Genomic DNA, 13,012 nt, shown 5'->3' on the forward strand with positions numbered 1-13,012 from the left:
TGCGGCGGCGCAGTCCAGACTGCATCCGAAATAAGCGGCACAGCAACACCGAATGGCGGAACATGGCCCAGTCGAATGATTATAAGCCCGCCAAGCGCCGTATGCGCGGCTTTGAGGTGGCCTCATCATTGGTGGCGCAGCGGATTCGCAGCGTCGGCGAGACGCGCGGCTTTGCCGTTGCCCGCCTGCTGACCAATTGGGCCGAGGTCGTGGGGGCCGATATTGCCGCACGCACCCGACCAGTACGCATCTCGCATGGCCGCGGCATGGGCGCGACGCTGACGCTGCTGGTGCAGGGGGCCCATGCCCCGCTGATCGAGATGGAATTGCCGCGCATTCGCGAAAAGGTAAACGCCTGTTATGGTTTCAACGCCGTATCCCGGATTACGCTGACGCAGACCGCGCCCACAGGCTTTGCCGAAGGGCAGGCCCAGTTCACCCCCGCACCCAAGGCAGTCAAACCGCCTTCAAGCGATGATATCAACCGTGCCGAAACCATTGCACAGGGGTTTACAGACCCTGGGCTGGCTGCGGCGATCCGCCAGTTGACCCTGAACAACCTGTCCCGTCGGGACAATAACGACCGAAAGGCTCACAGATGACCCTCTACCGTGCCCTGCTTGCAAATACGGCTGCCGCCGCGTTGTCGGTGATGATGCTCGCGCCGGGATATGCGCAGGAAGCTACGCCTGCCGCTCCTGCACAAAGCGAAGCGGCCAAGCCCGCCGAAGGTGCCGCCGAAGCCATGCCCGAGGGTAAGGTGCTTGCCGACATCGTTCTGGGCAAAGAAGATGCGCCGGTCACGATGATCGAATATGCCAGCTTCACCTGCAGCCATTGCCGTGACTTTCACAACGACAATTTCGCCAAGCTGAAGGCGGAATATATCGATACGGGCAAAGTGAAATTCATCCAGCGTGATGTCTATTTCGATGCAGTTGGCCTGTGGGCGGGCGTGCTGGCACGCTGCGGCGGCGATGACAAATACTATGCCGTTGCCGATATGCTGTTTGCCGATCAGACCACCTGGCTGGCCGCGAAAACCGGTGATGAAATCGCCGCCAATCTGCGCAAGGTCGGCGCAAAGGCCGGCATGAGCACCGAGCAGATGGATGCATGCTGGGCTGACCAGCAGCAAGTTGCAGACCTGGTCGCGACCTTCCAGAAAAATGCAGGCGATGACCAGATCGAGGGCACCCCTACCTTTGTCATCAACGGCGAAAAGGTCAGCAACCAGCCGTGGGATAGCCTGAAAAAAGTTCTCGACGACAAGATTGCGGCCGCTGGCTGATCATGACGCCACTCGCCGGACTTAAGGTTGTCGAGCTGGCACGGATTCTGGCGGGACCTTGGTCCGGCCAGATTCTGGCCGATCTTGGTGCGACGGTCATTAAGGTCGAGGCCCCCGAGGGTGATGACACCCGCCGCTGGGGGCCTCCATTCATTTTGCATGATGGCGAGGAAAACGCGGCCTATTTCCACGCGGCCAACCGTGGAAAATCCTCGATCACGGCTGATTTTCGCACGGCCCAAGGCCAGCAAAAGGTGCGCGATCTGATCCGTGATGCGGATGTCGTGATCGAGAATTTCAAGGTTGGCGGCCTGACGAAATACGGGCTGGATTACGCGAGCCTTGCGGCGCTGAACCCGCGACTTGTGTATTGCTCGGTCACGGGCTTTGGTCAGGACGGCCCCTATGCCCATCGGGCGGGCTATGATTACATCATTCAGGGCATGTCGGGCATGATGAGTGTCACCGGAGAGCCCCAGCAGCAGCCCCAGAAAGTTGGGGTGGCCGTTATCGATGTCTTTACCGGCATCTATGCGACCGTAGGCATTCTGGCTGCCTTGCGTCAGCGCGATCAGACCGGGCGTGGGCAACATGTTGACATGTCGCTTTTTGACGTCGGCACTGCGGTCATGGCCAATCAGGCCATGAACTATCTGGCGACCGGAACCGCCCCTGCGCGTCTGGGCAATGCCCATCCCAATTTGGTGCCCTATGCGGTTTTTGACTGCGCCGATGGCTGGATCATTATCGCTACGGGCAATGACGGCCAGTTTCGCAGGCTATGCGCAATCTTGGGCCTGCCTGCGCTGGCCGATTCGCCGGATTATCGCAGCAATGCCGATCGGATCGCGCATCGTGATGCGCTGAGCGCGATCTTGAACAGCGTGACGAAAACCTGGACCCGGGATGGATTGCTGCAGGCGCTCGAAGCCGAGGGCGTGCCGGCCGGGCCGATCAATGACATGGCTGATGTCTTTGCCGATCCGCAAATCATCGCCAGAGGGATGCAGGTCTCGCCCGAGGGTGTGCCGGGCGTGCGCTTGCCCATCCGGTTCTCCGAGGCTGAATTGGCGCTGCATCGCGCCTCGCCCCGGCTAGGGCGCGACGATTAAAGCCCCAAGGCCGTAAGGCGGTTAAGCAAGGGGCTGGGATCGTCCAGCTCAAGGCGCACGGGCAGAGCCATGACCTTGGGGCGAAAGCTGCGGGGCAGGCGCACCGCATCTTTTTCTGTCGTGACCAGTTGTGCGCCCACAAGGCGAGCCTCGGTTTGCAACCGTGTCAGCATGGCGCGCGTGAAGGGCTGGTGGTCCTCTAGGGCTTCGGCCCGCACGATTTCCGCGCCCAAATTGGCCAATGTCGCGAAGAATTTCTGGGGATGTCCAATTCCGGCAAAGGCCAGAACGCGGTGACCTGTCCAGTCAAAACCCATTTGCAACGGCTTTAACGCGCCGGTCAGGTGGGGGATTTGCGCGATCTGCGACGACCAATTGTGCTGAAACTGTGCCTGAGCGGCCGCCTCGCCGATCGAGAGCAGCATATCGGCGCGCGCAAGACCCGTGCGGACGGGTTCACGCAAAGGCCCAGCCGGAAGACAGCGGCCATTGCCAAATCCGCGCGCCGCATCGACCACCACAAGTGACAGATCATGATGCAGCGAGGGGTCTTGGAAACCGTCGTCCAGTAATATGGCCTGCGCGCCCGCCGCCACTGCCGCGCGCGCGCCCGCGACGCGGTCATCGGCGACCCAGACCGGTGCAAAAGCTGCCATAAGCAGGGGCTCATCCCCGGTCTGCTCGGCCTTGTGGTTGCGTTCATCCACCAAAAGCGGGCCTTTTTCACTGCCGCCATATCCGCGCGAGACGACATGGACCGCGATGTCGCGCGCCAAAAGCATTTGGATCAGCATGATCGTGGTCGGGGTCTTGCCGGTGCCTCCGGCATTGATATTGCCGATGCAGATGACCGGCACGCCCGGTTTGATCCGCGCCCCACGCGCCAGACGCCGTGCGGTGGCCGCCGCATAGGCCGAACCCAGCGGGGCCAGCAAATTGGCGGCCACAGAGGGTTTGCGAAACCAGAATGCGGGGGCGTGGCGGCTCATGATTTGGGCTCCATCGCGGTCAGGATTTCAGAAACGATACGGCGCACGACCGCCGCGCCGCCCGTGCTGACAGTCCAGGCATTGCGCGCCAAAAGGGCGGCTTGCTCGGAAAGCGAAAGATCCGCCACGGCCTGTTTCAGCCCCGCCGCATCCGCGATCTTGCGTGCGGCGCTGGCGCCGTCAAGCTGGGCCCATTCGGCCTCGTAACCCGCGGGCAAAGGACCATGGATAATGGCAGAGCCAAGCGATGCGGGTTCGAACGGATGGCGCGGAGTAAGGCCCGCCCCCTCGATCAGCGTACCACCCATGAAACAGACCGGGGCAAGGCGGTACCACAGGCCCATCTCGTCATCATCCTCGGCGATCAGCACCTGATCATCGGGTTGGGGATCGTCGTCATCGGTGCGCAAGATCATGGCCATGCCCAGCTCTTCGCCCGCGCGCTGGACCTGAGGAAGAACATCGGGGGCAAGGCCTGCGATGATCAAAAGCGCGCGGTGGTTATATTGCAGCGCATCATGGTGGGCGGCAAGCGCGGCCTCGGCCTCGGGCAGGGTCGGGGCAGATGCCAGCCAGATATGGCGGCCACGCAATTGTTGCGCAAGCGCCTGACGTTCTGCCTCGTTGCCGCGCAGGGGGGCGCGGGTATCGGTGACGGGGCCAATCATTTCGATCCGCGCTGGGGTCACGCCCATCTTGCGGGCACAATCAAAGGCCTGTTGGTCGGGGGAAAGGATCTTGGTGATGCGCGCAAGCAGGCTGCGGTTCACCAAGCCACGCCAAAGACCTTGGTTCTGATGGGGCTCGATACGGGCTTCGGCAAGAATGATCGCCAGCCGTGCCTCATGTGCGGCCACGATCAGCGCGGCGGGCAGTTCAGAGCCAAGGATCAAAATCGCGGCCGGCTTGAGCTGCGCGAGGGCGGCGGCTGCGACGGCCGGTGCGTTCAGCCTGGGCAGGTTGACACTGCGCCCGGTGTTTGGGGCAGCGTCATCCGAGGGCTGGCGCTTGCCGCCGCTAAAGGCGATGCGCAGGTTCTTATGCCCCGATAAAAGCGCCGCAACCAAAGGCGTCAGCGCGCTTGGATCCTCTTCATCACTGGGCAGGTGGATCAGCAGTAAAGGGCCATCCCCCGATGGGTTGGGGAAGGCTTTGGGCATGGGGCTTGGCGTGCGGATGCCACGCAGCCACAACCAAAGCGCCAGATTACCAAATAAGGTGCCGTTTTGGGACATCCTCGAGGTCGCGGCGATCAGTTGATCAGGGCTTCGGTCAGGCTGCCCTCGCGCTCTTCATCGCGCAGACGGTGAAGATGGGCGATGAAATAGCGGGTATGGGCGCTGTCGACGGTGCGCTGCGCCTCGGCCTTCCAAGCGGCATGGGCTGAGGCATAATCGGGAAAAATGCCAACGACATGGACATTGTTGACGTCCTTGAATTCGGTGCGGGCCGGATCGACCAGCTCGCCGCCAAAGACCAGATGAAGACGTTGGGCCATGTGCTTCTCCTTTGGTGAAGATCGCGCGTAACCTAACTGAGGGGGCGGGGGGAACCAAGGTGATTTCGCCTGTGGCGCCGCCCCGCCATCGTAGGGGGCGGTGCCGATTGTGTGAATGCGGGGCGCGTATTGCGTCTGCCGTTTGCAGTTCGCAGATTGAACCTGTGGGGCGATGCCGGTGTTTTGGGTATTTTTCTGATGAAGAATGCGCATCGAGGCATGGCGTCAGATGATCTCCGTCGCAGGGCCAATTTTCATGATGTCTTAGCCGCGCGGCATCGGCATTCTTCGGTTGGGATTTGCGGGGTGCTTTTGCTTAATGACGGCGCTTGGAAAGGCACCGCCACCGCGGCGTTTATGATCGCACCGCGCTGTGACGCAGATCGGGGGGCGGGCGATGGCCGAGGGACGGGCGGCATATATCGTGCTGACATTCAGCACGATCATCATCTAAATTCGACTTGCACCAGCAGCACCGATCACAACCTACATCAAAACTGACGCTTTGAGCCCGATGCGGTCATTGGCATGTATTGCCGGGCGTGCTATGTTTTTCCTGCCCCACAAGGAGATTTATGCACAGAGGCTTCGATTAAACCGCATGTAGCGGCATCGCTCGGCACATAGTTGCCGAACCTTTTTGCATGATTTCTGTGGAGTTCTCATGGAGAACACAAACTTAGTGATCCGACCGTTTGATGCGGCAACGGATCTGAAAAAACTGTCCAGTATCTGGTTCGAAGCCTCACTGAAGGCACATCCGTTCATCGGTGAGGCAAAGCTGACCGAGCAACGCAAGCTGATCGAGGAGGAGTATCTGCCAAAGGCAGAGACTTCAGTGGCTTACCTCGACGGTGAAGCTGTTGGCTTCATCAGCCTTCTCGGCAGTTTCGTTGGCGGAATTTTCATTGCGCCAGACCGGCAGGGCTTCGGTATCGGGCGCAGACTCATCGCCGATGCATTCGCCAAGACGGGGAAACTGTCTCTCGAAGTTTACACCGAGAATGAGCAGGCCGTTCGCTTTTATAGGGGGATCGGTTTCTGCGAGGTTTCCCGACGCGATATCGACGACTCAGGCCTTCCGTTCCCGAACGCGACACTCATCTTGAAGGGGTGATATTTGGTCGGGTGGGGCTTCATTGCCTCGCCCGACCGCCCTGCAAGTGCCCGCTTCGTCCGCATAGCGGCAATTCACCACGATGATTTCCGTGAAGCTGGGTGATGCGGGTGAATGACGCAAGATGATGGTCGTGCTGAGTGTCAGCAATATCGCATGATCGCGGTCGTAGATCAGGGCTTTGGCTGGGCCGTTCTGGCACTTGCGGGCAGAGGGGTATCGGTGGGGTGATGTGGCGGATGCTGGCGCTGTCACATCATGGCAATAAGGCTGATCCCACCTAAGACGCCTGCAATGGTGGCTCAGGGATTTGCGCTCGGGTCAGATCTGCCACGACACGGTTTTGTCGCGGCGGATCCTGGTTGATCAGGCAAGTTTGGGGGCGGTGAACAGCGCGGGGTAATCCATCAGCATGTGAGCGGCCTGACGCAGGACAGAGGCGGTACGGGGATCGCTGGCATTGCGTTGGGCTGCGGTCTGAAGCGCTTGGCCCGCCCGCATGGGGGACTGCTGAAGCCGTGCCAGTCGGGCAAGTGCAACTGTCGTTGCCCGCTGTTGCTGTGCCGTCTGCCCTTGGCGTCGGCGTAGGTTTTGCAGCAGATGGATCGCCTCGCCCACCGATTGCAGCGCGCGGGCGGTGGTCTCGGGGCCGGTGATCGAGGCCAGCTGCGCCCCCGATTTTTCGCCCATGCGAATCAGGCGCAAAAGCCTTTGCACAAAGCGCGCAGACCAGTTGCCCTCATCCAGCTGGGCGGGGTTGGCCTGAGCGCTGGCCTCGAGTTCGGACAGGATCATGGCGTAAACCGTTGTCGTGCGGCGGCGCTCATCGGTTGCGAAAACGGTGCGGAACGCAAGATAGGCAAAAGCCGGGCCCGCGATTACGGCCAGCGCCCGCGCCAGCGAATCGCCAAAACTGCCGATGGCCGGATAGGTTGGTTGCAGCAGCAAAAGAAAGACCATCGCATAATCGGTCGCGCCCGGCGCCGTTTTGCGGTGAGCCAGCAAAAACGGCGTCACCAGCAGAAACGGCATCATCAGTAGGGCCATTTGCAACGAGGAATGCGCGAATGGCCAGGCCATCCAAAGGCAGATCAGCGCGCCGATGGCCCCTGCCGTTTGGCCCAGACCGACGCGCGCCATGATCCAGGCAGGATTGTCGAAGGTCGAAAAGACCGAGACCATCACCGATGTTCCCAGCAATAATAGCGACCCCGCAGGCCATTCGGTTATTGCCCAGAATGCGCCCAAAGCCATCAGGACCAAAAAGGTACGCAGCCCGGCCTGACGCGCGCCGACCCAGTCGCGATGCTGGGGCGAATGGATCGGGTTCACGGGCGGCACGCGCATGGCCCCGGCCTTGGCCGTCGTGTCGATCCGGCCAATCTGATAGCAAATATGGGTTAGAAAATCCCGCAGCTTTGCCGATTGGCTTAGCTTGATTGCGGCCTCAAGCGCGGGAATGGCCGCGCCTAGCCCGGCGCCGCCGCGCAGCAGATCATTTGCCGTTTGCAAATGTGAGGCAAGTTCGATCGGGCGCGGCTCGGGGGTCGGTTCGGCCAGCAAGATCAGCTCGGTGGTGGCGGTCAGCATCTGGCGCAGCTCGTGGCGCAGATGGCGGTTTTGCGGGGTGGCCGGCGCGCGCGGATCAAGAGATTCGTCCAGCAGCGCCGCGCGTGACAGCAGATGATCAACCGAAGGCGGCTCTTTCCCGGTCAGTTGCGCCACTTGCACAAGAAGCGCATCCGCCAACAGGCGGCGCGCCGCGCTAAGGGCTGGACTGTTCGAAAGGCTTTTGCTGCCAATCCAGCCCACCGCAATGCCCACGACAGCCCCCAGCAGAACCGTCAGAAAGCGGTCGACGCCAAGTGCCAGCTCGTGCCCCGCGACGGCGTGGCCCAATAGCGCCACCATCGCCGCTGAATAGCCCGCAAGCAGCACCCCATAAGCGCCATAGCCACGGATGATATTGCCGATTCCGGTGCAAAGCCCGACCCAAAGCGCCAAGAGAAAGCACAAAAGCCAGATCGAATCATGGGCAATGGACAAGATGACCAAGCCAATGGCCGTGCCGATCAATGTGCCGATCAAGCGGTTGGCGCTTTTTTGGAACAGCTGCCCCCGGGTGGGTTGAGCTGCGGCAAAAACAGTCATGGCCGACCATTGCGGATGCTCGAGCCCGATCAGCAATGCCAGAACAAGGGCAAGGCAGGCGGCAACAGTGGTCCGAAACGAAAAGCGCAACCGTTGCTGGTCGAAACCAAGCCGCGCAAATATCGCTCCGCCACTCGGCTTTGGGCGCGAGTTTGGCATCGGTCGACTCCGGGAACAGGAATTTGCCGTAGATGCGCCTAATGTTAGGCCATTGCAACATTTTGGAAATCGCGATTGCGCGAGGAGTGTCGGATTTTTTGCCGAGAGTCCCGGTTTCGTCCCCGCAAGGGCGCAATTCGCGCCCCTTGTCTGGGTTCAATCAGGAAATGGTGCGGGCGGCGGGACTTGAACCCGCACGGGCTTACGCCCCAGGGAGTTTAAGTCCCATGCGTCTACCATTCCGCCACGCCCGCGTTGTGAAATTCCTAGCCTGCCGCAGAGGGTTAGGCAAGCAGGCTTGGAAGGGCTGAGCATCAATAGCTGCGCGTGGGCCGGTCAAAGACCTTGCGCCCCATCAGGCTGCCCAGAAGATCGACCATCAGCTTGGCGGTGCGACCGCGGTCATCCAGAAACGGGTTCAGCTCGACCAGATCCAGCGAGCTGACCAGCCCGCTTTCATGCAGCAGCTCCATGACCAGATGGGCCTCGCGGAAGGTGGCCCCGCCGGGAACCGTCGTGCCCACGGCAGGTGCAATCGATGGGTCCAGAAAGTCGACATCAAGGCTGACATGAAGCAACCCGTTTTCCGCAGCCACCCGTTCCAGGAACTCGCGCAAGGGGGCGCTGATGCCGCGCTCATCCAGAACACGCATATCGTTGACGATAATATCCGTCTCGCGCAGCGCGGCATTTTCAGCGGGATCGACGCTGCGGATACCGAACATGCAAATGTTGCGCGCTTCGATAGGGGCGGGAAAGGGCGCCAGTGGGGCAAAGCCCGGCCGGCCCGCCGCATAGGCCATGGGCGTGCCATGCAGATTGCCCGAGGTCGTGGTCTCGAATGTGTGGAAATCGCTATGGGCGTCCAGCCAGATCACGAATTGCGGCCGCCCCGCCGCTTTGGCATGGGCCGTGACCCCGGCAACCGTGCCCAATGACAAAGAATGATCGCCCCCCAGAAAGACCGGCATCCCGTCGGACATGGCGGCGGTCGCGGCGGCGCTTAGTGCTTCGGTCCAGGCGATGGTTTCGGGCAGATGATGGATGGCGGCATTGGCATGGGTTTCGCCCCGAGGGGGCAGGGGGGCGACATCGCCGCGATCTTCGACCGTATGGCCCAGCTCGGTCAATGTCTGGGCAATGCCTGCGATGCGATAGGCCATCGGACCCATCTGGCAACCAGCGCGACGCTGGCCTTCGTCAACGGGTGCGCCAATCAGGATGCAATGGGTCATAGTCTCTCCGAAGTCTGGATGTTCACAGCGATTTTGCCGGGGATGGGGGGAATGTCCACTGCCCAATCGGATCTTGGGCGCGATCAGCCTGGGTGTTCGCCATGAGAGAGCGTGAACGACATTCCTGAGTAGATCTGCCGTCTGTTAGGTCCGAAGGGGATACCAAAGCAAGAGGCGATGCGCATTTCGCAGGGCTGCGCCAAGAAAAAACGCCCGGTCAAGCAGCAGCTTTGACCGGGCGCAAGATATGCTTGGGCGGCAAAGAGCCGCGATCACAAGGGATCAGTCGCGAATGCCCTTGAAGCGCTCTTGCCATTCCTCGCGCTGCTCGTCGCTGATCTTGGCAAACAGCACCTCGGGGGTGGTAAAGGCATGGCCGGGCGCAAGCAAAGCCAAAGAAGCTGCGACATCTTCGGGCCAATCGCGGTTGTCCGATTGCATCCCCGCCAGCATCGCATCGGCTGCAAATGGGATGAAGGGGGCAGACAGAACCGCGTAAAAGCGGATCAGGTTCAGGCCAAGGCGAACTTGCGCGGCGGCCTTTTCCGGGTCGGTCTTGAAGGTCGACCAGGGGGCCGCGGTTTGCAGATATTCGTTGCCCAAGACCCAGATCGCGCGCAGCTCTGCCGCGGCCTTACGGATTTCGGTATGCGACATATAGCCTTCATAGGCGCGCAGACGCGTGCCAAGATCGGCGATCAGCTTTTCCTCTTCGGGGCCATAAGTGCCACCCTCGGGCACGACCTCGCCGAATTTCGAGCGGCAGAATTTGGTGATGCGGCTGACGAAGTTGCCAAGCACATCGGCCAGATCCTTGTTCACCGATTGCTGGAAATTGTCCCAGGTGAATTCGCTGTCGCCCGATTCGGGGGCATGGGACAGCAGCCACCAGCGCCAGTAATCGGCAGGCAGAATCGACAGGGCCTGATCCATGAACACGCCGCGCCCTTGGCTGGTCGAGAACTGGCCGCCGTCATAGGTCAGGTAGTTGAAGGATTTGATGTAATCCACCAGCTTCCACGGCTCGTTCGAGCCAATGATCGTCGCCGGGAAGGACAGGGTATGGAAGGGGACGTTATCCTTGCCCATGAACTGGGTATAGGTCACATCCTCGGCACCCTCATCCAGACGCCACCAGCGGCGCCAAGCGCTGTCAGGCTGGCCCTTGGCGTCGGTCCCCTCGGCGGTCGCGGCGATATATTCGATCGGCGCATCGAACCAGACGTAGAAGACCTTGCCCTCCATGCCCGGCCAGGGCTGATCGCCTTTCTTGACGGGAATACCCCAGTCCAGATCGCGGGTGATGCCCCGATCTTGCAATCCGTCGCCATCGTTCAGCCATTTCTTGGCAATCGAGGTCGTCAGGATCGGCCAGTCTTTCTTGCTGTCGATCCAGGCCTCGATCCGGTCGCGCATGGCGCGCTGCTTGAGGTAAAGATGCTTGGTCGCGCGCACTTCGAGGTTGGTCGAGCCTGAAATGGCCGAGCGCGGGTTGATCAGATCGGTCGGGTCAAGCTGCTTGGTGCAATTCTCGCATTGATCGCCGCGCGCCTTGTCGTAACCGCAGTTGGGGCAGGTGCCCTCGATATAGCGGTCGGGCAGAAAGCGGCCATCGTCGATGGAATAGACCTGCTTTTCCTCGACCTCGCGGATATGGCCGTTTTCCTCGAGCTTGCCCGCGAAATGCTGGGTCAGAACGTGGTTGCGCTCGCTAGAGGAGCGGCCGAAATGGTCAAAGGACAGGCCAAAGCGGCGGGCGATATCGGCCTGAACCTCGTGCATCTCGGCGCAAAAGACCGCGACGGGTTGGCCCGCTTTCTTCGCGGCCAATTCAGCCGGGGTGCCATGTTCGTCGGTCGCGCAGATGAACATGACCTCATTGCCACGACCCCGCAAATAACGGGCATAAAGATCGGCTGGAAGCTGGCTGCCCACCAGATTGCCCAAATGCTTGATGCCGTTGATATAGGGAATCGCTGAAGTAATCAGATGCCGGGCCATTTACGCGTCCTTTGGATGTCGCAACGGGTTTATCGCTGCGGCGTCAAAAATGAAAGTGTCTGCAAAGTCACGGGCTGCGCGAGTGCCGCAATCAACCGTCGGTTGTGCAAAACTGAGTTGATACTTGTGCGCAGCCGCCGTCTGGATCGGGGCCGGTCGCATTGAACTTCAAATCGAGATGATTACCTAGGTAACGAATTTGCGACAGATGCGCCAAGGCGCTGATGCGCGCATCCCAATTATATAAGTTCAATTCATTGCAACGTCAGTCCCCCTCATTCTATCTCGCGCTTTCGGCAACTTTGGTGCTTTTGCTGGTGTTTCGTGACATCGCAGCCCTGATCCCGATCGAGAGTTTTTACAAAGAGGGGCGCAGCATCGAGCTGTCCTCGGCGATATTGCTGTTTCTGGCGGCATTCCTGTGGGTTGGGCTGCGCCCCGATGGCGGGGATCGGCGCAACTGGCACATTCCGGTCATCCTGACCCTGATGGCGCTGCGCGAGCTGGACTTTGACAAAAGACTGACGGCCGAGGGGATCTTGCAGTTGCGCCTTTATTCTGGCGCGAACCCACTTTTGCACAAGATCGTGGGGCTCGCCGTCATTTTGCTGATCCTGATCTGCGCTTGGCGGCTGTTGCGGCACAATCTTAGGCCTTGGTGGCAAGGGCTGGCCCAGTTCCAACCCACAAGCTGGCTGGTGCTGGTGGCGGGTAGCTTGCTGGTTGTCGCCAAGACCATGGATGGTTTTGACCGCAAGATTGCCAGTTTCGGCCTGAGCATCGAGCCCGAGTTGGCACAGGCGCTTGGGCGCAGCGAAGAGCTGCTAGAGCTGCTCATGTGCATGGTGATCATTCAGGCGGTCGCCTATTACCGCCGTCCGGTACCGCATATCCGCAATGCCCGGTCCCTGCAAAAAGCTTAGGGCAGCCTTTGGCGGTGTCATGCACAACAAGATCCGGACGGCTGCACATCCACGCGCGATAACCAGGGGCATAAGCGGGCACCCAGGACATCAAGCAGGTCTATCGCAACAAGAAAGGGCCACCCTTGGGCGGCCCTTTTCGATGTCTGACGGCTTCGAGCCAGCCTTAGCGGCGGCGGTCGCGGCGCGCGCTCATGGGTTGAAAGGCCACGCTGACATGAGCCTCGCAATAAGGCTTTCCTGCCTGGCTTGGCATGCCGCAGAACCAGAACTTATCGGTTGCCGGATCGCCGATCGGCCATTTGCAGGTCCGCTCGGTCAGTTCCATCAGCGACAGTTTGCGCGACTTCTTTTCGATCTCACGCACCGAGGCCAGCGTCTCGGGGCTGATCTCGTTGGCCGAGGGTTGCGGCGGCAGGGGCTGGCCTGCCGGAATGATATTGCGGCGCGGATTGAAGGCCGCCGGTGCAACCGGTGCCTCTGCGCTTTCGGGCGCAGCCTCGACCGGGGCCGGTTTCGCGGCAGGTTCAGCGGCG

12 protein-coding genes and 1 tRNA gene are annotated in these 13,012 nt (G+C 60.8%); 5 read left to right on the plus strand and 8 right to left on the minus strand.

Annotation, left to right across the window (positions count from 1 at the left end; genetic code table 11):
* Window positions 1–62 precede the first annotated feature (62 nt).
* The 3 genes from RTS12_RS02435 to RTS12_RS02445 are packed head-to-tail and all read left to right on the plus strand — an operon-like array spanning window position 63 to window position 2,403.
* Entirely contained in the window at window positions 63–602 is a 540-nt protein-coding gene (locus RTS12_RS02435) for a DUF721 domain-containing protein (protein ID WP_312525126.1), read from the plus strand.
* Window positions 599–1,291, plus strand: coding sequence for a DsbA family protein (locus RTS12_RS02440; RefSeq protein WP_312525128.1), 693 nt, complete (start codon window positions 599–601; stop codon window positions 1,289–1,291). Before RTS12_RS02435 ends, RTS12_RS02440 begins: the two co-directional genes overlap by 4 nt.
* On the plus strand, window positions 1,291–2,403 hold the full coding sequence (locus tag RTS12_RS02445; RefSeq protein WP_312525149.1) for a CaiB/BaiF CoA-transferase family protein: 1,113 nt from the start codon (window positions 1,291–1,293) through the stop codon (window positions 2,401–2,403). Before RTS12_RS02440 ends, RTS12_RS02445 begins: the two co-directional genes overlap by 1 nt.
* Here the strand turns inward: RTS12_RS02445 and lpxK are convergent.
* From lpxK to RTS12_RS02460, 3 genes are read right to left on the minus strand one after another with little or no spacing between them, the layout of a single operon-like run.
* Window positions 2,400–3,392, minus strand: a complete 993-nt coding sequence (lpxK, locus tag RTS12_RS02450) for a tetraacyldisaccharide 4'-kinase (RefSeq protein WP_312525130.1) — start codon at window positions 3,390–3,392, stop codon at window positions 2,400–2,402. The two genes, RTS12_RS02445 and lpxK, sit on opposite strands and share 4 nt — an antisense overlap.
* On the minus strand, window positions 3,389–4,627 hold the full coding sequence (locus RTS12_RS02455; RefSeq protein ID WP_312525132.1) for a glycosyltransferase N-terminal domain-containing protein: 1,239 nt from the start codon (window positions 4,625–4,627) through the stop codon (window positions 3,389–3,391). The genes lpxK and RTS12_RS02455 overlap by 4 nt, the downstream gene beginning before the upstream one ends.
* A gap of 17 nt (window positions 4,628–4,644) precedes the next feature.
* A complete protein-coding gene (locus RTS12_RS02460) occupies window positions 4,645–4,890 on the minus strand; it encodes a DUF4170 domain-containing protein (protein WP_312525134.1) in 246 nt (81 codons plus the stop codon).
* A gap of 664 nt (window positions 4,891–5,554) precedes the next feature.
* Between RTS12_RS02460 and RTS12_RS02465 the strand changes: the two genes are divergently transcribed.
* Window positions 5,555–6,007, plus strand: coding sequence for a GNAT family N-acetyltransferase (locus RTS12_RS02465; RefSeq protein WP_312525136.1), 453 nt, complete (start codon window positions 5,555–5,557; stop codon window positions 6,005–6,007).
* A 366-nt stretch (window positions 6,008–6,373) separates the two neighbouring features.
* Here the strand turns inward: RTS12_RS02465 and RTS12_RS02470 are convergent, their stop codons facing one another.
* From RTS12_RS02470 to metG, 4 genes are all read right to left on the minus strand, one after another.
* Window positions 6,374–8,317: an FUSC family protein gene (locus tag RTS12_RS02470; protein ID WP_312525138.1), complete on the minus strand. Its 1,944-nt coding sequence runs from the start codon at window positions 8,315–8,317 to the stop codon at window positions 6,374–6,376.
* Between the two features lie 168 nt (window positions 8,318–8,485).
* A tRNA-Leu gene (locus RTS12_RS02475) sits at window positions 8,486–8,571 on the minus strand.
* Window positions 8,572–8,631: 60 nt separating this feature from the next.
* On the minus strand, window positions 8,632–9,552 hold the full coding sequence (rocF, locus tag RTS12_RS02480; RefSeq protein ID WP_312525140.1) for an arginase: 921 nt from the start codon (window positions 9,550–9,552) through the stop codon (window positions 8,632–8,634).
* A gap of 282 nt (window positions 9,553–9,834) precedes the next feature.
* Complete coding sequence (metG, locus tag RTS12_RS02485) at window positions 9,835–11,553, minus strand: methionine--tRNA ligase (RefSeq protein ID WP_312525141.1); 1,719 nt, start codon at window positions 11,551–11,553, stop codon at window positions 9,835–9,837.
* Between the two features lie 257 nt (window positions 11,554–11,810).
* Here metG and RTS12_RS02490 point away from each other — a divergent pair, with 257 nt between their 5' ends.
* Window positions 11,811–12,476 carry a hypothetical protein gene (locus RTS12_RS02490; protein ID WP_312525143.1) on the plus strand — a complete coding sequence of 222 codons (666 nt, stop codon included), beginning with the start codon at window positions 11,811–11,813 and terminating at the stop codon, window positions 12,474–12,476.
* A gap of 166 nt (window positions 12,477–12,642) precedes the next feature.
* Here RTS12_RS02490 and RTS12_RS02495 read toward each other — a convergent pair.
* Window positions 12,643–13,012 (minus strand): GcrA family cell cycle regulator (locus RTS12_RS02495; RefSeq protein WP_312525145.1); only part of this gene is annotated, 370 nt, incomplete at its 5' end.

It is taken from the genome of Paracoccus sp. (in: a-proteobacteria) (genome assembly GCF_032007265.1).
Lineage (GTDB): Bacteria > Pseudomonadota > Alphaproteobacteria > Rhodobacterales > Rhodobacteraceae > Paracoccus.

Excerpts from the sequence above, each read along its gene's own strand:
- RTS12_RS02435 (WP_312525126.1), top strand. The coding sequence starts at position 63 with ATGGCCCAGTCGAATGATTATAAGCCCGCCAAGCGCCGTATGCGCGGC.
- RTS12_RS02440 (WP_312525128.1), top strand. The coding sequence starts at position 599 with ATGACCCTCTACCGTGCCCTGCTTGCAAATACGGCTGCCGCCGCGTTG.
- lpxK (WP_312525130.1), bottom strand. The coding sequence starts at position 3,392 with ATGAGCCGCCACGCCCCCGCATTCTGGTTTCGCAAACCCTCTGTGGCC.
- RTS12_RS02455 (WP_312525132.1), bottom strand. The coding sequence starts at position 4,627 with ATGTCCCAAAACGGCACCTTATTTGGTAATCTGGCGCTTTGGTTGTGG.
- RTS12_RS02460 (WP_312525134.1), bottom strand. The coding sequence starts at position 4,890 with ATGGCCCAACGTCTTCATCTGGTCTTTGGCGGCGAGCTGGTCGATCCG.
- RTS12_RS02465 (WP_312525136.1), top strand. The coding sequence starts at position 5,555 with ATGGAGAACACAAACTTAGTGATCCGACCGTTTGATGCGGCAACGGAT.
- RTS12_RS02470 (WP_312525138.1), bottom strand. The coding sequence starts at position 8,317 with ATGCCAAACTCGCGCCCAAAGCCGAGTGGCGGAGCGATATTTGCGCGG.
- rocF (WP_312525140.1), bottom strand. The coding sequence starts at position 9,552 with ATGACCCATTGCATCCTGATTGGCGCACCCGTTGACGAAGGCCAGCGT.
- metG (WP_312525141.1), bottom strand. The coding sequence starts at position 11,553 with ATGGCCCGGCATCTGATTACTTCAGCGATTCCCTATATCAACGGCATC.